General features: G+C 35.5%; 13 protein-coding genes and 4 pseudogenes. 16 read left to right on the forward strand and 1 reads right to left on the reverse strand.

Annotation, left to right across the window (positions count from 1 at the left end; translation table 11 throughout):
• Positions 1-61: 61 nt before the first annotated feature.
• The 5 genes from MSKOL_RS04135 to MSKOL_RS04155 all read left to right on the forward strand — a co-directional run bounded on the left by MSKOL_RS04135 (position 62) and on the right by MSKOL_RS04155 (position 5,936).
• Positions 62-919, forward strand: a complete 858-nt coding sequence (locus MSKOL_RS04135) for a 4Fe-4S binding protein (RefSeq protein ID WP_048118481.1) — start codon at positions 62-64, stop codon at positions 917-919.
• A 721-nt stretch (positions 920-1,640) separates the two neighbouring features.
• On the forward strand, positions 1,641-2,444 hold the full coding sequence (locus MSKOL_RS04140; protein ID WP_048158140.1) for a zeta toxin family protein: 804 nt from the start codon (positions 1,641-1,643) through the stop codon (positions 2,442-2,444).
• Between the two features lie 365 nt (positions 2,445-2,809).
• Entirely contained in the window at positions 2,810-4,612 is a 1,803-nt protein-coding gene (iorA, locus tag MSKOL_RS04145) for an indolepyruvate ferredoxin oxidoreductase subunit alpha (RefSeq protein ID WP_048153873.1), read from the forward strand.
• A complete protein-coding gene (locus MSKOL_RS04150) occupies positions 4,609-5,208 on the forward strand; it encodes an indolepyruvate oxidoreductase subunit beta (RefSeq protein ID WP_048153875.1) in 600 nt (199 codons plus the stop codon). The genes iorA and MSKOL_RS04150 overlap by 4 nt, the downstream gene beginning before the upstream one ends.
• 461 nt (positions 5,209-5,669) lie before the next feature.
• Positions 5,670-5,936: a hypothetical protein gene (locus MSKOL_RS04155; protein ID WP_048123681.1), complete on the forward strand. Its 267-nt coding sequence runs from the start codon at positions 5,670-5,672 to the stop codon at positions 5,934-5,936.
• A gap of 802 nt (positions 5,937-6,738) precedes the next feature.
• On the opposite strand, the gene MSKOL_RS04160 is transcribed toward MSKOL_RS04155, so the two are convergent.
• On the reverse strand, positions 6,739-7,929 hold the full coding sequence (locus tag MSKOL_RS04160; RefSeq protein ID WP_052725333.1) for a CPBP family intramembrane glutamic endopeptidase: 1,191 nt from the start codon (positions 7,927-7,929) through the stop codon (positions 6,739-6,741).
• A 1,074-nt stretch (positions 7,930-9,003) separates the two neighbouring features.
• On the opposite strand from MSKOL_RS04160, the gene MSKOL_RS04165 reads away from it, so the two are divergent.
• The 11 genes and pseudogenes from MSKOL_RS04165 to MSKOL_RS04210 form a co-directional block, all read left to right on the forward strand.
• The gene (locus MSKOL_RS04165) at positions 9,004-9,300 is read left to right on the forward strand and encodes a hypothetical protein (RefSeq protein ID WP_048153878.1); all 297 of its coding nucleotides are present in this window, start codon (positions 9,004-9,006) and stop codon (positions 9,298-9,300) included.
• A gap of 20 nt (positions 9,301-9,320) precedes the next feature.
• A complete protein-coding gene (locus MSKOL_RS04170) occupies positions 9,321-10,268 on the forward strand; it encodes a glycosyltransferase family 2 protein (RefSeq protein WP_048153879.1) in 948 nt (315 codons plus the stop codon).
• A 54-nt stretch (positions 10,269-10,322) separates the two neighbouring features.
• Positions 10,323-11,387, forward strand: coding sequence for a glycosyltransferase family 4 protein (locus MSKOL_RS04175; protein ID WP_048153881.1), 1,065 nt, complete (start codon positions 10,323-10,325; stop codon positions 11,385-11,387).
• Between the two features lie 9 nt (positions 11,388-11,396).
• The gene (locus MSKOL_RS04180) at positions 11,397-12,515 is read left to right on the forward strand and encodes a glycosyltransferase family 1 protein (RefSeq protein ID WP_048153883.1); all 1,119 of its coding nucleotides are present in this window, start codon (positions 11,397-11,399) and stop codon (positions 12,513-12,515) included.
• 73 nt (positions 12,516-12,588) lie between these two features.
• Positions 12,589-12,819 carry a helix-turn-helix domain-containing protein gene (locus MSKOL_RS21540; RefSeq protein WP_082091026.1) on the forward strand — a complete coding sequence of 77 codons (231 nt, stop codon included), beginning with the start codon at positions 12,589-12,591 and terminating at the stop codon, positions 12,817-12,819.
• A gap of 813 nt (positions 12,820-13,632) precedes the next feature.
• Positions 13,633-15,870: a DUF2206 domain-containing protein gene (locus MSKOL_RS04185; protein ID WP_048153885.1), complete on the forward strand. Its 2,238-nt coding sequence runs from the start codon at positions 13,633-13,635 to the stop codon at positions 15,868-15,870.
• 698 nt (positions 15,871-16,568) lie between these two features.
• Positions 16,569-18,047, forward strand: a complete 1,479-nt coding sequence (ltrA, locus tag MSKOL_RS04190) for a group II intron reverse transcriptase/maturase (protein ID WP_048153887.1) — start codon at positions 16,569-16,571, stop codon at positions 18,045-18,047.
• Positions 18,048-18,570: 523 nt separating this feature from the next.
• Positions 18,571-19,017 (forward strand): annotated as a pseudogene (locus MSKOL_RS04195) (transposase); the annotation flags it as partial.
• Positions 19,018-19,220: 203 nt separating this feature from the next.
• A pseudogene (locus MSKOL_RS04200) lies at positions 19,221-20,332 on the forward strand (ISL3 family transposase).
• 26 nt (positions 20,333-20,358) lie between these two features.
• Positions 20,359-20,949, forward strand: a pseudogene (locus MSKOL_RS04205) (transposase); the annotation flags it as partial.
• 132 nt (positions 20,950-21,081) lie between these two features.
• Positions 21,082-21,655: pseudogene (locus tag MSKOL_RS04210) on the forward strand (transposase); the annotation flags it as partial.
• Positions 21,656-21,929 lie beyond the last annotated feature (274 nt).

Consider the following 21,929-nt stretch of genomic DNA (forward strand, 5'->3'; position numbering starts at 1 on the left):
TCGAATCATTAACAATTTTTATATACATCCATAATAATGCCTTTTCAACAAGTGACCTTATATGAGTGAGAAAAAAATAGATGAGTCTTTACTCAAAAGTAAAGGATTTCTGCCTCAGAGGCAGGAAAACATGGTTTCAATGCGGGTTAGAGCTACTAGTGGCAGGATTGACGCAGAAAAGCTGCGTGCAATTGCTGATGCTGCCGAGAAATACGGACATGGATATATCCACATAACTTCAAGGCAGGGAATTGAGATTCCTTTTGTCAAACTCGAAGAGGCTGAAGAAGCAAGTTCTGAACTTGAGAAGCAGGGAGTTTTGAGAGGCTCGTCTGGAAAGCGAGTAAGAGCAGTAGTTGCCTGCCAGGGAAATGAGGTTTGCAGGTTTGGGTTGATCGACTGCCAGCAAATAGCAAACAGGATAACTGAAAAATATGTAGGAGAAACTGTTCCCAAAAAACTCAAGATTGCAGTAACTGGCTGTCCATCGGCTTGCGTAAAACCCCAGGATACCGATTTTGGAGTAATGGGTACGACAAAACCACAACTTATCTCAGAAAACTGTGTTGGCTGCAAGCGCTGTGAAAAAGCATGTAAAATGGAAGCAATAAAGGTTCTCGATGATAAAGCCAGCATAGATAGGGAAAAGTGCATCCTTTGCGGGTTATGTATAGCAGCCTGCAGGAAAGATGCGCTGAGGGCGGAAAAAACCGGATGCACAATCTTTGTCGGAGGTAAGCTGGGAAGGAAGCCTGGGCACGGGACAAAGCTTCTTGAGCTTGCTGACGAGGGGCAGCTATTTTCGATTCTAGAAAAAACCTTTGAGTATTACAGGAGAGAAGGCCTTGACGGAGAAAGGTTAGGAGATCTCTTTGACAGGCTGGGATTTGAAAAATACAGGAAAGAAGTTCTTCCCTGAAATTTCTGAGGTTTTTCCGGTAGCACTGATGAACTCATAATACTCCACCAGAGTATTGACTTTGATTCTGTAAATATTAAATTATTTTCAATGTATGTCGAGAATTTCAGTCATTATTTGACTTTTTGGGTATACTCTGAACCATAAATTAACCTACATATGTATTAAAATAATTAGATGTTTGAGGCACTCAATTTCCGTTTCTTATGAGTTCTGAGGCACGAAAATTGTCCCATCTCTATCAGGATAAAAGCTAAATCATAAAGCTAAATCATGTGCAGAAGAGATGGCTCCTAAATCCCCGAATTATTAAAAAAGATCAAAACATGCGTAATTATATACTAAAACTTCATAGCTATTTATGGGGATTTGCTCACCCCGTTACATCCCACATGCCAGGTCCGGAGAAGGTCTTTCGAGATCGTTATTCTCCATGACCAGCTTTTAATCTCCATTTCAAAAACGGATACATTTTCTCACTACTGGCATCCACTTTTGAATTTTGGTATCATCTCTTTCTGATTATTATCAGGTTGCAATCATTATTCTAAATAATTTTTTGGATTTATTCATTCTTTCTTTTTCTCCGTGACCTTTGTTTTTTCACTTTCCTCCCTTTTCCTTTCATTTTCATTTTTCATCTGACTATTCAGGCAAGAAAGTGTTTAAAGGAAGCGTTTTTAATTCAGCAGGAGAAATTACTGGGATAGGTGAACTATATATGAAAATCGCAGTGTGCGGAAAAGGAGGAAGCGGAAAAAGTACGATTTCGGCGCTCCTGGCAAAGGAAATGGCAAAAACTAAAAACGTGCTTGTACTCGACATTGACGAGTCCAATTACGGGCTGCACAGCCAGTTAGGAATGGTTGCTCCCAAGGATCTTATGGGATACTTTGGAGGTAAAACGGGCTTTAAAGAAAAACAAAGGGCAGCTCCCAAAAAAACGCAGTTCCTGGGGCTTGCAGCCAGTGGGAGTACTTCAGGTCAGCCAGCGCAGCAGCAGTCCCGCTTTTTCGAAAAGAGATGGAATTTTTCCGACCTCCCACCGGAATTTGTGGAAGAAAAGGGCGGAGTTAAGCTGATGGCAGTTGGCAAAATTCACAATTTCGGAGAGGGCTGTGCCTGTCCAATGGGAGTTCTTACAAGGGAATTTCTTGAAAACCTTGACCTTGGAAAAGATGATCTTGTAATCGTGGATACCGAAGCCGGCACTGAGCACTTCGGGCGTGGGGTTGACAAGGACTTTGACCTGATCCTTGTTGTTGTTGATCCTTCTTACGAGTCTTTAAGGCTTTCAAAGAAATTTGATGAATTTGGCGCACAATGCGGCTGCAAGGTTTATTTCGTGCTTAATAAGGTTGAACCGGACATAAGGGAAGAGATGCTAGCGTCGGTAAATTGCACGAATGTAGTGGCCGAAATCCCGGAAAGAAGAGAAATATTTAAGACGTCACTTAAGGGCAAAGAACTTAATTTAGAGCTAGATGAGATCAAGAATCTTGCAGAGTTTCTGAGGAAAAGTTAAATTGTTTATTCATAAGCTGGACAGTGAGCAAACTGTTACCAGCATTTAAATCTATTTTTATGTTCTGTCAAAAACTGTAACTCTCATCATTTATTATTTTTTTCTGCAATTTGAGGTCGTACAAGAAGAGAACTTCAGGGCACTTATCCGAAAGTATATTATTGATCGTGTTATTTGAATAATGCAAAAGTTTTACCTGGTTTCGGACAGCAGGTATGGTTTGTTAAACTGTCCTTATGAAACTTCAGATTTGCTGTCACCAATCGAGTAAATCACTTAAATTTGCTGATATGAATCAATAAGAATATATTTAATCTGTTATCTGAACTATATTTTTTCCTGTTTAAATACTGGAGACAATAATTATGACAATGCGTGAGTACATGCTTGGAAACGTGGCAATTGCCCGCGGGCTTCTTGAAGGTGGCGTGCAGGTTATTGCAGGCTATCCCGGAACTCCGTCGTCGGAGATTATAGATACGCTTGCAGCCCGAAAAGACCGGGATTACCATATTGAATGGTCGGTTAACGAAAAGGTGGCAATGGAGGTTGCAGTTGGAGCTGCCTGGACAGGAGTTCGTTCTGTAGTGACAATGAAACATGTCGGGCTAAATGTTGCAGCCGATCCCTTTATGACTCTAGCGTACGCAGGGACAAAGGGCGGGCTGATTGCAATCGTTGCTGATGACCCATCGTGCCACTCATCCCAGAACGAGCAGGATACACGGCGCTATGCCCACTTTGCCCTTGTGCCCTGTTTTGATCCCTCAACCCCCCAGGAAGCAAAGGACATGCTGCCCTATGCCTTTGAATTTTCCGAAAAGTTTGAAGTTCCTGTGATCTTCAGGCCCACAACCCGGATTTCACACGGAAAGTCAGATATTGAGCTTGGAGAGATACCCGTCGAAAAACCGGCTCCTAATTTTGAAAAACTTCTGGACCGCTGGGTCATGCTTCCAAAGAACGCACGCCCACGCCATACACATCTCCTTTCTATCCAGCAGCCCATTGAGGATGCCCTTGCCGAATCCCCATGGAACTCCCTTGAGCTTAAACCAGATGCAAAATTCGGAGTAATAGGGGCAGGCATTGCCTCAGCGTATGCAAAAGAAGCACTTGTAGAGCTTGGACTTGAAGTTTCTTACCTTAAAATCGGAGCGTATCCAGTTCCGAGAAAACTAATTCTTGAGCTGCTTGAAACCGTAGACGCCGTACTGGTGTTTGAGGAACTTGAGCCTATCGTGGAAGAACAGGTAAAGATGATTGCACAGGAAGCCGGGATTGAGGTTTCAGTGCTTGGAAAAACTAATGGTTTTGTGCCAAGAGAAGGAGAACTGGATGTAAGTGCCTTCCTTGAGGCCCTTAAGAAAACCTTCGACCTTGAGACTGAAGCTGAAACATCAGGCACATCTCTTGAACTTGCTCCTCGCCCGCCTGCTCTCTGTGCAGGCTGTTCTCACAGGGCGACTTTTTACTCAATGAAAAAGGTCTTTGGAAAAGATGCAATTTACCCCAGCGATATCGGTTGTTACACCCTCGGAATTCAGAGCGGGACTGTTGAGACCACACTCTGCATGGGCTCAAGTATCAGCGTTGCTTCAGGGCTTTACCATGCAGGAGAAAAGCGGCCGATCTGCTGTTCCATAGGAGACTCGACCTTTTTCCATTCAGGCATGAACTCGCTCCTGAACGCAATTGTCAATAAAGCAAATATCACGGTTACTATTCTGGACAACCGTATTACAGCCATGACCGGACACCAGCCAAATCCAGGCGTCGGGTATACGGCAACAGGAGAGCAAACCGTACAGGTTTCACTTGAAGAGCTCTGCAAAGCAATGGGTGCAGAATTTGTATCGGTTGTCGATCCTTATAAGCTTGAAGAAATACAGGAAGCTTTTAAGGCAGCAAAGGAATTTGAAGGCGTAGCTGTGGTTATTGCCAGGCAACCCTGCGTGATTTCAGGAAAAAGGGCAGGTATACGTCGGGCCCCATATGTTATTGATCCTGAAAAATGCGAAGGCTGCAAGCAGTGTGTTAAGTTCGGATGCCCTGCAATTGAGTTTAACGAGCAAAACAAATGTGCTGTAATTACGGCTCTTTGCAGTGGGTGCGGGGTCTGTGCCCAGATCTGCAAGTTTGATGCGATTCAGGAGGTGAAGCGATGAGCCAGGCTGAACAAAAGAAATTAGATCTCCTTATTACAGGAGTAGGAGGACAGGGTGCAATCCTTGCCTCTGACATTATAGGAAAAGCCGCAGTTATTGCAGGAATGCCTATCCGGGCTGCGGAAACTCACGGCATGGCCCAGCGTGGAGGTTCGGTTGTAAACCATATTCGGGTTGGAAATGACTATGGGTCCATGATCCCGAAAAAAGGTGCAGACCTTCTGCTTGCCCTTGAGCCTATGGAAGCAGTCAGATACCTGGATTTCCTGAAGGACGGCGGAATTATTATAATGAATACCCAACCCATAATTCCTGTAACTGTTACCTCAGGCCTTACGAAATATCCGGAAGTCTCAGACATTCTTGATTTTCTTTCGGAAAAATACATAGTCAAAGCCTTTAATGCAGATGACCTGGCTTACGAAGCCGGGAACAGGCTTGCAATGAATGTCGTGATGGTGGGAGCAGTCTCAGGCTATCTGCCGATTCCTAAAGAAACTCTGCTTGATAGTGTTAAAGCCCTTGTGCCGCAGAAAACAATTGAAGTGAATTTAAGGGCTTTTGAAGCGGGAAGACAAAAAGTAGAGGAAAGTTAAATCTTTCCTTTTACTCCTTTGCAGTGAAGACTTTTTACTTTTTGCAGTGAAAACTTTTTACTTCTTGCAGTGAAGAAATTGCTTATCATCCTATTTTAATCACTAAGACAGGCGGGTTAATTGCACAGATACTCATTGTAAATCTTTTTAATTCTCTATAGATTCCAATAAGCTACTAATGCTAATAGCTCTGTACATTTCTATTCAGAGCTGAAGGATCACTCATTAAATTATATGCACAAAAAGAACATATCTATCTAGAATTTTCGAAATACTTGTTAATTAATCCGGAAGCCGGAGAAGTAATTTACACTATTTAAGAATTAAAGTTTAGGAGAAAACTTTTTTATACTATTACGTTATTTGTATCTTAAACTATAATATTCTTTTAAGGCACTTGCAATACCTAAGCAGGTATCTTATCATTTAGAAAGGAAATATCATTGGTGGAAGGTGTTACTATGTTACTAAGTAGTATCTCATCTAGTATTGTCTCAAGCGCCGCTGCATCAAGCGCGGTAACTATGATCACGACTCCAGGACTTCCTCAGTATGGGGCTGCAATAGTTGTTGGACTTATAGCTCTTCTCTCTCTAAAAGAGGTATTTTCAGCATCTGAGAAGTGGAACAAATATCTGAACAATTCCTTTAATATGGCAATTATTCCTTTGTTCTTCAGCTTTGTGGCAATTGTGGCTTTTAATGTTGCAGCGATTATTTTTGTCTGATTATAGCTATTAAATAATATTCTGAGCTCGTCCCAAAACCAATATTATTTCCACATCAGTAAGTGTTTCAGGATTATTTTTCAGAATCATAAGCTCTATTGATAATCCAGAATACAAATATTCAGAGAAGTAATTTTGAGTTTTGGGATCGGCTCTTATATTATTTTTTATCTTTTTTTAGATATCAGCAATTATATTTTTATTTTTTGCATATTTTTGATCAAAAAACCTGTTTTATCTCACATTTCTATTTTTGATACTTTTGTATAATTAAAGATCACAAAAGTATAATTATTATAGTCATTCATTAACAAAACGATCAAATACCAAGGGATTATTATCCCAAATTGGCAGGGGTTCGAAATGTGCATTTTATGTTTAATCCAAATAATTTCCATGCGTCTTCGGTTAAGTGAGGAATCGTGATAATTGCACCGATTTCCTCAACTGTTATCAAATAGTTGAATAAGTTATAAGCTGGACCAAGGTATCTATTTAACGTAAATAGGCCAAAATTTAAGACGGCTTCTAATGCAAAACCGATAGCTTTCAGGCAAGAAAATTTCTTAACCGATGACCAATGAAATAATTTCTGTGTCTATTCAACTATCCATTATCAATACCAGCTCTAATTTTCCAGTGCACCAATTTTCCTATAAAATTGAAATATTAAGAAGTTGGGGAGTAGAATCTTCAACGTCGGAAGATTAATTTCCACCATACACAAAAATTTGATTTCAAATATACAGCAAACTCGCGACACTGCCAACAACTGAATACTTATACTGATTTTAAGAACGTTTCAGAATACTGTCCAGCCACTCAGATAATGAGGCAAAATCCCAAAAAGGAAAACATTGACCAAGCCGTGCAGAACAACAACAAAGGGCAGACTTTTTGTCTTATAGAAAGCAAAGCCCATGAAAAGTCCTACAAAACCTGTATATAAAACTTCATGGAAGGTACCATATCCCGAGTGCATGAGACCGAATAGAAGCCCTGCAATTAACACTGCTTCTTTCACGCCGAGTGCATCTTCGAGCCTTGTCTGGAGGATTGCCCTGAAAATAACTTCCTCAACTAAGCCCACGAAGAACACCATTATAAAAGTAAGTATCAGCAGGTTTACGATAGAAAGTTCCTTAATAAGGTATTCTGGACGGATGGTCAGGTATTCCCCAAGCCCAAGCAGAAAGCCCAGTGGTATTGAAAGGATAATATAAGCCGGAAGATTCTTTGCAGTAATCCCTATACTCTCAAAAGAGGAACGTTGATTAATTACTATAATTGCCAGGGGAACTAAAAGAGGGCCATAAACGAAAACAAAGGTATAAAGGGTGGTATTAAAAAATATGGGCATAGAAAGATTTACCAATCTCAGGATAGGAAGAAGCATTAGAGCCTGATAAATTCTGTATACTTTGAGGTTCTTTATGATTATATCGGAAAGAGATAACGCAATTAAAACTCCGATATGTACCCAGATAGCGATTTGAATTTTATGTGCATAGATAAGGAGTTCGGCCAGGCCTATGAATACAATAGGTATTGCAGTAAAGAGCCTGATTCTTTCTGCCTCGAATTCTTCCAGATTTATGTCTTCAAGCCCTAATTTTTTCCAGGTTTTATGTGGATAGAGCTCTTCCGGAGGACTTTCGATCAGTTCTTGTTCTTTTGAAGCCATGTGTCGATATATTAAAATAATCAGAGCTGCTGCTCCAATTCCTGCAAAAGCGTAAATAATATCGACATATTGTCCCATTTTCTGGAAAGGCCCCGAATTCTCATCGGATAAGACAAATGTGGAAAAGCCTGGTTCTTCCGTATTGTTGGAAGGTACCAGTTTCAAAACAGGCCCTGTCTGTGAGGATGAGGAATTATTTAAGTCACTACAACATGCAGGAGAAACTGCCAGTAAAGCCAGACTCAGCACTGAAATAATTATTAGAAAATTCAGCTTTTTCTGATTCGTATGAATAATTCTTTTTTTCATTGAAACTCCTTCTTTCACTCAGGGCTAACTTACTCTATTTGTGCAAACCTGCCTGATATTCCACAACCTCTTATTGTGAATAATATATAAAGTTTTGTTTATAGTTTTTTATTTTTGATTAAAAGTTTTATTCCTTAAGCTCATATGGAAAAATCAAATTACATGTTCCATCCATCCTGGAGAAACTGTCCAATTATTACTGCCAATAAGAAACTAACCCCTTATTTTTTAATTTAAATGTGTAAAATGCTTCCTTTTCGTAATATTTGATCCTGAAATTGAATTGTCGAACATCCTTAAAGAATTCGGTATGATTCGGATGTTTCAAAGTTTGATTTTTTCAACAGCTTTTATATGGAATCGGCAGATAAGGTGCATTTCTTAAGTTAATTTTCCAGGAACATTTTTCATCCATTTCCATCAGTAAATACGGAGAGTGAGATAGGAGATAAGATAAACTTGAATTAGTCAAAACTGCTGAGAAAAACTAGGATTGGGCATGGATGCCTGCATGTTGATATAAAATCAATTAGTTCTAATGGTCTTGTTTCTATAGTTATTTTTTGTTTTCTGAGATTTATCATATTATGTCCAGCTGCAGGATCCTTTTACACCATACAATTCAATTATAATAATATTATATTAGGTCTGTTAACTGAGTACTTTTTATTTTCACTATATTTCTTTTTATTAACGTACAGTTATATTAACTCACTAACTTTATATATAATCAACTAATTTAGTATATTTATTAAATAAGATTATATGATTTATATAATCCTTCCCTATAGTTTCCAAGCAGAGTAATTAAATTTGTATTCCTCTGCCAATACAAACAAGATCCTATCGTATTGATAAGACATATTTGTTTCACATTATGTATTACTGGGCAAAATATAAAATTATTATGGGGTATATAATATATTTATATTATTATACTTTCATCGTTTTAAATTATATTTTAAATGGAATGTATTATTTGCATGGATCAAAATTCCATGATGCTTAAAACACATTTGCAAAATTTGTTGTGGGATGTTTATGAAAGTGGCTTTAAAAAAGGGGTAATAATAAATGAATAATGAGCTGCAGATGGGTAACAGCTCGCAGGATATAACTCAAAATGAAAATCTGCGCGCTAAAGACACGGCCCCCCCAAATATAACCGTGATTCTTCCAACTTATTATAATGAGGAGGTTTCAATAGGTAGCATGGTTTTACAGGAGCAGGAACTAGCTGATAAAGCAATTGTTGTGGATAATTCGTGGGAGGATTGTCGATCTAATTGCCGATTTCTCGAAAGAAACACATGTTTCCTAACCTTGCAGCATGGTTCGTTTAAAAACTCAGGACTAAAAATCACAAATTAACTTTTCGATCTGGTGCTTCCATGAAATTAGTAGTAATGATTCCTGCTTACAATGAAGAAAAATCAATTGCCTCGGTTATAAAAGAAATTCCCCGCAACTGTTGTGAAGAGGTTGAAGTTCTGGTTATTAACGATGGCTCTGTCGACAGAACTGCACAAGAAGCTAAAAAGGCAGGTGCAGATAAAATTATCAGTTTCAAGAGAAACAAAGGTCTTGCTCCTGCCTTCAAGGCAGGCCTTCAGCAAGCTATTGAAATGGGTGCCGATATAATCGTAAACACCGATGGAGATGGACAATACAATGGAGGAGAAATCCCTAAACTAATAGAGCCTATTCTTGCAGGTAGAGCCGATTTTGTCCTGGGTTCCCGTACAAATGGTCATATTGAGTATATGCCAATTCAGAAAAAAATTGGAAATAAAATTGCAACCTTCATCACCAGAATGGTCTCAGGTTTTCCTGTTTCGGATGCTCAGTCCGGTTTTAGGGCCTTTACAAGGGACTGTGCCTTGCACCTGAATGTCATGGCTGATTATACTTATGTTCAGGAAACTCTTATCCAGGCCTCACACTACAGGCTTGTGATTGAAGAAGTCCCCATAGAATTCAGAAGAAGGGATGGTCATTCCCGCCTTATTTCAAGTATATGGAAATATGCCAAGAGAGCAGGGGGTACAATTGCAAGGGGTTACAGTGATTTCCATCCTCTTGAGACCTTTTTTGGAATCGGTATTTTCTTTATTTTTGTAGGCCTTATTTTTGGGAGTAGAGTACTATTTGGATATTTTGAAACAGGAGTAGTGTCAGGGAATTTGCCTTCAGCTGTGCTAACAGTTTTGTTAATGCTCATTGGAGTTTCCACAATGACTCTTGGAATTATAGCTGATACCCTGAGAACTCAGAGAAAAGTTCAGGACGAGATTCTGTATAGATTGAAGAAACTGGAATATGACTATCGGAACAATTAGCATTGTTAAACATCTTTTTAAACATTGTTTGCTTTCTTTTATCAGGTGTAATCTATGAAAATTCTTTATATTTCTGGAAGAGAGAGATCGTATACAAGAAATGCAGTTATACTCAAAGGCCTAAAAGATAATGATATAGAAATCATAGAATGCACCGATGAATCGAGATCTTACTCTAGTAGATACTTTAAGGTTATGTTGAAATTTTTGAAAAATTATGATAAAAAATTTGATCTAATTTTTGTAGGTTTTTTTGGTCAACCTTTAGTTCCCATTATTAAGAAATTTTCAAATAAACCAATAGTTTTTGACGCTTTTTTATCTGCATACGATACTATGTGTTTTGACAGAAAACAATTCAGCCCAAAGTCTGTTGCTGGAAAGTTTTTTTATTGGTTAGATCAACACTCTTGTGAACTTGCAAATAAAGTTCTTTTGGATTCGGATGCCCATATAAATTATTTCGTAAATATTTTTGGTTTAGATCGTAAAAAATTTGAACGATTATTTGTTGGTGCCGATGATTCAGTGTTTTACCCAGTGCTAGGCTCTGAATGTTTTACAGAAAAATGTAATATTTTCTATTATGGTTCTTATCTTCCTTTACAAGGCATTGAATATATTATAAAAGCTGCAAAAAAATTACAATCTTATGAAGAGATCAAATTTAAAATAGTAGGCAACGGAATGGAGAAAAAGAAAATCTTAAAACTTGCTCAAGAACTTAATATAATAAATGTAGAGTTTGTAAATTGGATTCCCTATGAAAAATTGCCAATGGAAATTGCAAAGGCGGATATCTGTTTAGGGGGACATTTCTCAGATATAGATAAGTCAAAAAAAGTCATAGCTGGTAAGACATTTCAATTCATTGCTATGAAAAAACCTGTAATTGTTGGAGATAATCCTGCGAATCGGGAATTATTTGAAAACAGGCAAAATGCTTTACTTGTGGAGCATGCTAATTCGGATGCTCTTGTTAATGCAATATTGGATTTAAAAAAGGATCTAGATCTTAGATCTAAGATTGCTGAAGAAGGGTACAGAACATTCTGTGAAAAATGCACTTCTACTATGATTGGAAAACAAATCGCTGATTCTGTCAAAAATCTGTTATGAGTTGAAATTATGAAAGTTGGAATAATCTCTGAAAGCTTAGGACGGCGTACTACTGGAGTAGGTACTTATACGTTTAATTTGATTAAAGAAGTTTCTCAGATTTGTCCTAAAGAGTCTATTTCTTTAATAGATTATGCAGATCACGAAGGATTTAATCATCTTAATAAATCAATTGTTGGTCCTTTTGTAAATAGCTTTCCAAAGAAATCGTATATTTGGAACCTATATTTACAATTAAAATTAAGAAGTAATGACCTCGATATAGATATAATTCATAGTCCTGAGAATGCTTCGTTGTTCACTAAACTTCAAGATCAAAAAAAAGTAATAACCGCTCATGATAATATGGCTTATTCTTTTCCTATTTACAGTATGACTGGGATTAGGTACAAGTACCTATTCCCAAAGGCTCTAAAAACTTCCGATAAAATTATTGCTGTTTCAAATAGTGTGAAAAAAAACTTGATTCAAGTATATAATCTTCCTGAAGATAAAATTAAAGTAGTATATGAAGCTGCAGACAAAAGTTTTAAACCTTTGAATAATAAACTGGTTGAAAATATTAAACAAAAATATAATATTTATTTTCCTTTTATCCTTTATGTTGGTAGCTTAGAAGTAAAAAAAAATATACCTTCATTAATAACTGCATTCTACATGATCAAAAAGAAAAACATTAGTCACAAATTAGTTATCACCGCACAAAAAAACACTCAAAACTTTAATAATATTTTCAAAAAAGTGGTTGAACTAAATCTTGTGAAAGAGGTTGTGTTTATCGGCAAAGTACCTAAGGAATATTTGCCTTATTTATATAATGCTGCCGACCTATTTGTTTTTCCTTCTTTATATGAAGGATTCGGATTGCCGCCATTAGAAGCAATGGCATGTGGAACTCCTGTAATTACTTCAAATACATACTCTCTACCGGAAGTTGTGGGAAATGCAGGTGTTATGGTAAACCCTTACGATATTCATACATTAGCAAATATGATGTATATTATATTAACTAATAATGAAGTAAGACAAGATTTATGTGAAAAGGGTATAAAAAGAGCAAAGATGTTTAGCTGGGAGAAATGTGCTAGAGAAACTTTGCAGGTATATGAAGAAGTTTATGACAGTTAATATAATTTCGGACTCTTCGTTGTTTTTTGTAGATATTCTCATAATATTCTCATAAAAACCAATGCGGTTTTAATTGATAATTATTTTATCCATAAAGAATGACGAAGAGCATCCAAGAATAAGTAGTAGTAATTGTGGAGTTCTCCAAATAAAAGTTTCATGGGCTCGCGAAAAAAGCAACTTCACTCTTCGAATGCAAGCTCTAATCCTAGAGCTATCAAAAAGAACGCCAGTGTTACAAATTTGGAAGTTGCTTGGAGAAAATCACACGAAACTTTGGAGAGTCATGAATCATTACCGATAATATACAAGAATGCTATCAACCATCTCAGTATAGTAATAAATTAAAAATTAGCCCATTATCTGCGAAATGTAGGATATATAATAGTTAATAGTAAATTATTTGTTTCTACTGATAATTATGTGATAATTATGTTTTGATACTTTTGCGATATGATGGATCTAAATATGGTAGAGTAACAGGAAAATTGATGTTAGGGATCTACTATCTGATAAACACACATGATATTCTTTCATGCGTCTTCGGTTAAGTAAGAAATCGTGATAAATTGAGTCTATTTCCTCAACATTTGGCAAATATTTAAATAAATTGTGATATGGGACAGGGTATTGATTTCATGTAAACAGGCCAAAATTGAAAGCTGGTTTCTAATGCAAAATCGATAGCTTTCTGGAAAGAAAATTCCTTAACCGAAGACGTATGGATATTCTTTGAATAACGTGCACAAACAATGAAAATGCTTGAAGAGAGCAGCATTTTCATGCTAAATTATCTTGTAAATTCAGTGTATATGAGGTGTAATTCATTGTATTCGGTTAAGGAATCTGTTAAACGTTAAAATAACTACTGCAATCATCTATCCATCTTGATTTACATTTTAACGTGAACAGAAAAAGCAACGAAAATAACACGTTTCTTGTAGATCGTATCTTCGCCGAATACAAACTAAGGAATGATAAAAATATAACTTCAAATTTGCAGTTCAGGAATTGGTCCATAATTTCATTATCTCAATAATGATTCTTGGCAACAAATACTTTGATATTATACTTGAATCATTCCTAAGTGTAATTTGATGAATCAGCTGGGTTATTTATGAAAATAAAAAATATTTTTCAGATGAATGACTGGGAAATATCAAGTTTTTTTTATTTGATATTTTCGCTTGAATTGGGTCTTATGGGTTCTATTGGATTAGATTTAATAAATTTACATGTCCCGTTCATAAGAGAAATCATTGGTGTAGTTTATCTAATATTTGTACCAGGTGTTCTTATCCTCAGGATATTAAGGTTACATAACCTCGGAAATATTACAACTTTTTTGTATACAGTTGGTTTAAGTATTGCTTCTCTAATGTTTGTTGGATTTTTTGTGAACATTATATTTCCATCTTTAGGTATACAAAATCCAATTTCAACGATGTACTTAACTTTTTCTTTAACTGTATTTATTTTATTCTTATGTATTTTATGTTTCATTAAAGATCGAGATTTTTCTGATACTAAAATTATTTCTTGTAAAATTTTACTTGATCCACAATTATTGCTTTTTCTTTTATTACCATTTTTTTCAATTTTTGGGACATATCTTGTAAATTATTACCATAGTAATATTATTTTAATGTTTACATTACTAATAATTTCTTTTTTACTTGTGCTAATTGGATTTGATAAAGGTATATCTGAGAATCTTTTCCCTATTTCGATATGGGCAATATCAATATCACTCTTTTACTTTTACTCGCTGATAACAAAGTATCCCAGTGTTCTTGATCAAGAGGTATATGTTGCTAAGTCAACGATTGAAAATGCATATTGGGCATGGGATGCAAATACTTTTACCGCTTCAACTACTGTATTAAGTATTAGTATATTGCCTCCAATATTCTATTTTATATGCAACATAGATTTAACATGGATTTATAAAGTAATATTTCCTTTCATTATGTCTTTGATTCCTATTGGAATTTATTTAATTTCTTCTGGATATTTGTCTAAAAAATGCTCTTTTTTGTCTGCAGTTCTTTTCGTAATTAATCCTTTTATTTTCAATGTTATTTTTATTTCAAAACAAATGCTAAGCATGTTATTTTTAGTTTTAGTTTTCATCCTGCTATTCAACACAAAAATAGATAAAGTAAATAAATCTATACTTCTAATAATATTTTCGACATTCGTTATCGTTTCTCACTATGGCACTTCATATCTTGTTATGTTTTCTTTTATTTTTGTTATCTTATTTTCTTACTTTGATAAAATAATTTGTAACTGTTTTTCACATTTTACCAAAAATTGTGATGACAGCCCGTCGACATACAAATATAACTTATTTGATATTAATTTTTCTCTTAATTATGTGTTCCTTTATATAGTTATCACACTTGCTTGGTACATGTATATCTCAGATTCATATTCCTTTCAAATCTTATTGAGAGCGGGTAGGCGCATTTGTGAGACCCTTTTTTCTGAATTTTTTAATCCAGCGGGTTCTAGAGGAGCATATATGCTAACTAAAGAGCATAGAACTTTGGGAACTATCAGAGCATATCTCAATTTGAGTGTCGCTATTTTTTTAGTTATTGGACTTGCTAAAGAGTTATATAATCATATGTGTAATAAATCCAAATTCAATGTCATTTATTTAGGTTTTGCTTCTTATTTCACTTTGATTTTAGTTGCCTCAGTTGCGATTTCACATTTTGCAGCTATGAGCCCTGAAAGACTGTTTATTCTATCTTTACCTCTAGTTGCTCCTTTCTGTATTATTGGAGGCTTAACATTTTTCCAAAAACTCTTTAAAAAATTTGAATTTCAGCGAGATAATAAAATTGTTAAATTATTATTTGTATATTTCACCATATTTATGTTATTCAACACCCAATTCGTAGATGCTTTACTAAATGACCATGTAGTTTCAATCGCAATTGGCCAAAATTATATTGAAAAATCCAGTGATCTAGAAGATATTTCAGATTTTTATTCAACTCAGATAGTTGAATATGATGTCACTTCCTTATATTGGTTATCAAATCATGGATATAAGAACAAAAAACTATTTTTTACAGGAGGATACTCTAGAGTAGGTTGTGTTCTTGAAAGTATGGGTTATTTTCCAATAGAGAATATTAATACAAATCTTAATCGAAATTCATTTATCCCTAATGATAATTATATACTTTTATTGTATGCTAATGTTGTAAAAAATATTGGGTTTGGTTTATTAGAAGGTGTTGACTGGTTTACTTATTTTAAAATGGATGATATTAATCCAATTTTCACTCAAAAAGATAAGATATATACAAATGGAGGGAGTGAAATTTTGCTAAGTTAAACGCACATGATATTCTTCGAATAACAGATACAAACAAATCAAAGTTGCGCTGGCGCACCCCGCTGCAAGAAGGCTGTCCGACGATTACTGTCAGTAATGAATATATCATCTGCTATAAATTGGAACTTCCTTATGACCTAGCTTCGGCAGGTGCGACAAGAAGCTATACTATGAATTGCGTCATACGCTACCTTTTCCATTTGAGGTAATCCTAGTGTGACATGCATAAATGGTAACGTTTGTGTGTGAAGCTCACATGACAATATCAAGAACTCAAGGAACCTGACTTTGATAATTGGTTAGGATAAGAATACCATGAAGAACGTAAAGTGAACCATCGTAAGAATCGTGATCTAGAATAAGCGAAAGCAGGTTGATGCGCTTAAACCAAAAGGTATAGAATCAGGCTGTAATGGGTCTGCCGACATTATAGCAAATGGACAAATGATTCTCGGTTTACAGATGGCTTCTAAGGTATTCACATTATTTGTAGTATGGAACTTGGTAAACCCTATATGCTCCTTCTTTTTTTTTTTTTTGAAAAAAAAAGAAAGGTAGAGACCCTGTGAAGGAAATTAATGGCATAGAGGTCAGAGGATTTAGGCAAAAAGCGAAAGCCATTCTGTAATGGAATGGATAAGGGTTCTAACTTTGCCCTACCCGAAAGGGTGCATACTTGCTTATCGGTATTCTATTGTATGAAAGGAGGCAAACTTCTGAATGTAAGTTGTTCAACGATATCCTCTCTGGATAAGAAGCTTACAAACGCTCAACTCTGCCAGAATTGGAAAACTATTAACTGGCATCAAGTCGAAAAGAGAGTTAATAAGTTGCAAACCCGGATTACAAAAGCAGTCCTACAAAACAAATGGAATCTTGCCAAGAGATTACAGTATTTACTGACTCATTCTTATTATGCCAAACTTCTGGCAGTAAGAAAAGTTACTCAAAATAAAGGAAAAAGGACATCTGGAATTGATGGTGAAAAATGGTTAAGTTCTGCCTCCAAAATGAAAGCTGTCCTTATTCTCACTGGTAAAAGATACAAATCCAAACCGCTTAAACGAGTCTTCATCAATAAACCTGGTAAGAAGAAGAAACGTCCCTTAGGTATCCCTACAATATATGACAGGGCTATGCAGTCTCTATACGCATTAGCTCTTGAACCAGTAGCTGAAATTAAGTCTGACCTACGGTCTTTTGGCTTCAGAAAACATCGAAGTACCAAGGATGCCTGTCAGCAAATCTTTCTATGTCTTAGTAAGAAGACTTCAGCTCAATGGATTTTGGAAGGTGATATTAAAGGATGTTTCGATAATATAAATCATCAGTGGTCGCTGACTAATATTCCAATGGAAAAAGCTATACTAACTCAATTTCTGAAAGCAGGTTTTATATATAAACGTCATTTGAATTCAACGAAAGCAGGCACTCCGCAAGGTGGGATTATCTCTCCAATTCTGGCAAATATGACATTGGATGGCATCGAGAAGTTGCTTTTTGCTAAGTACCCTAAAAGAGGGGAAAATTCCAAAAAGGTCAACTTCATAAGATACGCTGACGATTTCATAGTCACTGCTAATTCCGAAGAAACCGCGAAAGAAATCCAGGATGTAATTGTTGCTTTTCTTAAAGAACGAGGTCTTGAGCTCTCCGATGATAAAACCCTTATCACAAACATTAATGAAGGCTTTGACTTCCTCGGCTGGAATTTCCGCAAGTATAAAGGTAAGCTTCTGACTAAACCTTCCAAAAAGTCCATTAAAAGATTTACTGAAACAATCAGTCAAACCATAACTGAAGGAAGAGCATGGTCTCAGGAGGTTTTAATTGCCAAATTAAATCCCATAATAAGAGGCTGGTCCAACTACCATAATTCTGTGGTTTCTTCGGATACTTTCCAGAAACTTGACCACATAATATGGGAACTGTTATGGAAATGGGCTAAAAGAAGACATCCAGATAAATCCAAAGATTGGATTGTCAACAAGTACTGGAAAAGAAGCACTTCCAGAAGGTGGAATTTCAGAACAGGAATAAATGGTTTATTGCTTTTATCCAAAACCAGAATCTGTAGGCATATTCCTTTAAAGCTGAAAATGAATCCGTTTCTTGACACTAATTATTTCCGTGAACGTCAATACAAATTAAGTTTCCGGAAAGGACATTCCATTTGAAAAAAAACTGCTGCCTGATACAGAAAAGGTTATAGAATGCTTGAGCCGTATGAAGGGAAACTTTCACGTACGGTTCTTAGAAGAGGGAGAGCGAGTAATCGCTCTTTCTTATTCAACGTCGACATTTCATTTTTGATAATTTTTGTTGATGACGATTTTAAAATAATGATCCCTTATTGTGTGCAGTTGTAAGGTTTACATATAATCCAAACACAATCTCTCATACTAAACTTTAATGGCAAAATGATTCAGTGTTTATATGTGTCGTGGGAGTTGAGCCACAAGTTAACCAGCTTTAAATCTCATGTATATTTATCAAATGTTCAAAAACGATGTCAAGAAAAATATTCAAATTTCTTATGTCGACCTGCCGAATCTAGGATCTAGGCTTTATTACAACGGGAGTGCAGAGGGTCACGAATACCCCGTCCTTTACAGGCTGTCCGACAATTATCTCAGTTAATTGAGGTTTCTGCTTTGAATATGTCAATTATTATATAATATTTCACTAATTTTTTGATTTATGGCGTTTATCAAATCTTCAAAGAATCAAGTTTGGACTTTACCTCCAGATATCCGAGATCTTATTCCTTCAGATCATATCTGCTACTTGGTTGAGTCTTTTGTAGATGAGATGGATTTCAGTGAATTTGAAACAAGGTATGACGGTTCTGGACACCCAGCTTATCATCCGTGCATAATGTGTAAAATTTTGATTCAGTCGATGCTTGATAGAGTTCGATCATCGCGAGCAATAGCTCGCAATGTTCGAGAAAATGTAGTTTACATGTATTTGGCTGAAAACCTACAACCGGATTTTAGAACAATAAGTGACTTCAGAAAAGATAATGAAAAATTGATTACAGAACTGTTCAAAAACACAGTTAAAGCAGCTAAAGATCTAGGTGTAATAGGTCTTGAGCAGTTAAGCATTGACGGATCCATAGTAAAAGCTTCTGCGTCAAAAAAATAGGGCTCTTCGCTGTATAATATGGGTAAGTTATTATATTAGTAATATAATATAAATAAGTATTATATTATTTAGTACAAATAACTGCAGGAGTTTGATATCCCATTTGCGAAAATACATTTGAAATACCTTTGAATGTCAAAGACCCTTGGCAAATAACCAGTACTGAATTTGATTTAACATCTGAAAAACTTAATATTTGGATTGATTTTACACGTGGTTCCAAATTTCCCTGTCCTAAGTGTGGCAAACCAAACTGCTCAGCTTATGATACTAAGGAAAAAGTGTTACGGCACATTAATTACTTTCAATATTCTACATATTTACACTGTAGAATTCCAAGAATAGAATGTGAAAAATGTGGAGTTCTCCAAATAAAAGTTCCATGGGCTCGCGAAAAAAGCAACTTTACTCTTCGAATGGAAGCTCATATCCTGGAGCTCTCAAAAAGAATGCCAGTGTTACAAATTGGGAAGTTGCTTGGAGAAAATGACACGAAACTTTGGAGAGTCATAAACCATTACACTGACAATGCAAGGTCTAAAGAGGATTTATCGGATGTATGTGTTGTTGGTATAGATGAAACTTCATGCAAGAAAGGACATGAATACATAACTCTTGTTGTTGATATAAAAGATTCAAAAGTAATATTTGCTTGTGAAGGAAAAGACTCTTCGACTATTACCAGTTTTAGCAAAGATCTGCAAGATCATAATGGAAACAAAAGTAACATTAAATCGGTATGTTGCGACATGTCTCCTTCATATATCAGTGGAATTTCTAAAGAATTTCCAGATGCAAAAATTACATTCGATAGATTTCATGTGATGAAAGCGATGAATGAAGGATTAAATGAAGTAAGGATACAAGAACAAAAAAAACCAAGGAACTCAAAAATACCAAATTCATATGGATTACGAACAAGGAAAATCTAACTGATAAACAGAGAAAAAGGCTTTTAAAACTCCAAAATCAAAAACTGGATACATTCAGAGCATATAATATAAAAGAAAGTCTTAGAAAGTTCTGGGAATGCAAAAGCCGAGAAGAAGCTGAACAATATCTAAAAAAGTGGTATTTTTGGGCAACTCATAGCAGATTAGAGGCAATAATTGAGGTTGCTAAAACCATTAAAAGTCATTGGGATGGAATTCTAAACTACTTTGATTCCAGGATTACTAACGGAGTTGTGGAAGGCATTAACAGTATTGTACAGTTAATAAAAAGAAATGCGAGAGGGTATCGAAACACTAAGTATTTTATTACTATGATCTATCTAAAATTAGGAAAGTTAGATTTCAAACTACCCATATGAAATGACGAAGAGCCAAAAATAGTGTAGTTTTGGAAGAGGTCTTGAAAGTTATTGGAAAATACGTTAACAATGAATTAAAAAAAGGTATTGAAGTAGACAAACTTGAAGATGAGCATTTTGGTAATTGCCGTGGTTACGATCAATTGAATGAAAATGAAAAGTACAAAGTAAAAGCTGTAGTTGCAAGGTACATAAAGCAAGTAAATAAAGATAATTCTGATGACCGTAAAAATGAGATAAAAAACATAGTTGAAGAAGCACTTGAAGAATTTAAAAAAGACGGTATTGAGAAAGTAAGTTTGACCGATAAAGAATCTCGTTTTATGAAAAACAAAAAGAGAGTATTTGAACTGGCATACAATTCTCAAATAACTGTGGATCATAAACTGGGGATTATTGTTGCAAATGCTGTATCTCAAGATAGAACTGATATGTATCAATTGGAGCCACAGATTAAACTTGTGGAAGAAAATTGTGGTTTCTTAAAAGAAGGCACTAAAATATGTGCAGACAGTGGATACTATAGTGGAAATAATATTTATTATTTGAAGACTCAGTACCAAAATCCAGTGATAAACGTGAAATTGAAAATCACTAGATTTTATAATTGGTTATAATCCATTAAATACGTCCTCTCGATGGAAGTCTTTCGATATCAAATATTGAGTTTGATTGAAGAACGAATTCTTCCTGCAAGTTCATGATTTCAATCGAAAAATACAAAAATCACTAGATTTTGGACCAGAGTCTATTTGAATGATAAAAAATTGGATCCATACATTCCAGGGCAAAAGGAAATAGCTAAATCAAAAACAGAAAACGTTGAAGATACTATATTCGACACTAGCAATTTTCAATATGACGAAGAAAATGATGAGTTTATATGCCCTGAAAATCAAAGATTGAAGTTTTTATACGAGGGTCATGAGAAAGAAAGGAAGAAAAAGTATAGACTTTACAAGGGGACTAGATGTAAAAAATGTGAATTCAGCAAAAAGTGTACAAAAAGGATGGATGGAATTAGGCATTTAAAAATAGATGAATTTTCAAAAGAAAGAAAGCAATTAGCCAATAAAATGGGAACAAAAGAAGCTAAAAGAATATATGGACAAAGAAAGCAGGTAGTGGAACCTGTAATTGGAAACTATAAAGAGAATTTAGGGTTTAGAGAATTTTTAACCAGAGGACTGAAATCAGTCAGAAACGAATTTAATTTAGTGTGTACTGCAGCTAATTTAAGGAAAATATGGATTTACTCAAATAAAAACGAGATCATTGGAAAGAAAATTGGAAATAGATGGAATTTTTCATTTTAAAAATTGAGTCACCACAAGAAATAGATAACAAATTTGTATAAAGAAAAAATTCTAACCTACCAACATATTATTTTATTTCATTACTATCAGTAATTGTCGGACAGCCTGTTTAGGTTGGGGTGGCCGCACGCAATTTGATTTTTCAACATTTTAGAAACTCCGGTCTAACTTTTCTCAATAGGGTCCTCTTAAACTCACTATCAAACTAGAGGTTATTATTTTTTTGTTCCATTAATTAAGGCTATTAGTTTCCCTCAAAAAAGTACATTCAATTTTTCGTC

It is taken from the genome of Methanosarcina sp. Kolksee, assembly GCF_000969945.1.
GTDB classification, from domain to species: Archaea; Halobacteriota; Methanosarcinia; order Methanosarcinales; family Methanosarcinaceae; genus Methanosarcina; species Methanosarcina vacuolata.

Excerpts from the sequence above, each read along its gene's own strand:
- MSKOL_RS04185 (WP_048153885.1), top strand. The coding sequence starts at position 13,633 with ATGAAAATAAAAAATATTTTTCAGATGAATGACTGGGAAATATCAAGT.
- ltrA (WP_048153887.1), top strand. The coding sequence starts at position 16,569 with ATGAAAGGAGGCAAACTTCTGAATGTAAGTTGTTCAACGATATCCTCT.
- MSKOL_RS04170 (WP_048153879.1), top strand. The coding sequence starts at position 9,321 with ATGAAATTAGTAGTAATGATTCCTGCTTACAATGAAGAAAAATCAATT.
- MSKOL_RS04155 (WP_048123681.1), top strand. The coding sequence starts at position 5,670 with ATGTTACTAAGTAGTATCTCATCTAGTATTGTCTCAAGCGCCGCTGCA.
- MSKOL_RS04175 (WP_048153881.1), top strand. The coding sequence starts at position 10,323 with ATGAAAATTCTTTATATTTCTGGAAGAGAGAGATCGTATACAAGAAAT.
- MSKOL_RS04135 (WP_048118481.1), top strand. The coding sequence starts at position 62 with ATGAGTGAGAAAAAAATAGATGAGTCTTTACTCAAAAGTAAAGGATTT.
- MSKOL_RS04140 (WP_048158140.1), top strand. The coding sequence starts at position 1,641 with ATGAAAATCGCAGTGTGCGGAAAAGGAGGAAGCGGAAAAAGTACGATT.
- iorA (WP_048153873.1), top strand. The coding sequence starts at position 2,810 with ATGACAATGCGTGAGTACATGCTTGGAAACGTGGCAATTGCCCGCGGG.
- MSKOL_RS04160 (WP_052725333.1), bottom strand. The coding sequence starts at position 7,929 with ATGAAAAAAAGAATTATTCATACGAATCAGAAAAAGCTGAATTTTCTA.
- MSKOL_RS04165 (WP_048153878.1), top strand. The coding sequence starts at position 9,004 with ATGAATAATGAGCTGCAGATGGGTAACAGCTCGCAGGATATAACTCAA.
- MSKOL_RS04150 (WP_048153875.1), top strand. The coding sequence starts at position 4,609 with ATGAGCCAGGCTGAACAAAAGAAATTAGATCTCCTTATTACAGGAGTA.
- MSKOL_RS04180 (WP_048153883.1), top strand. The coding sequence starts at position 11,397 with ATGAAAGTTGGAATAATCTCTGAAAGCTTAGGACGGCGTACTACTGGA.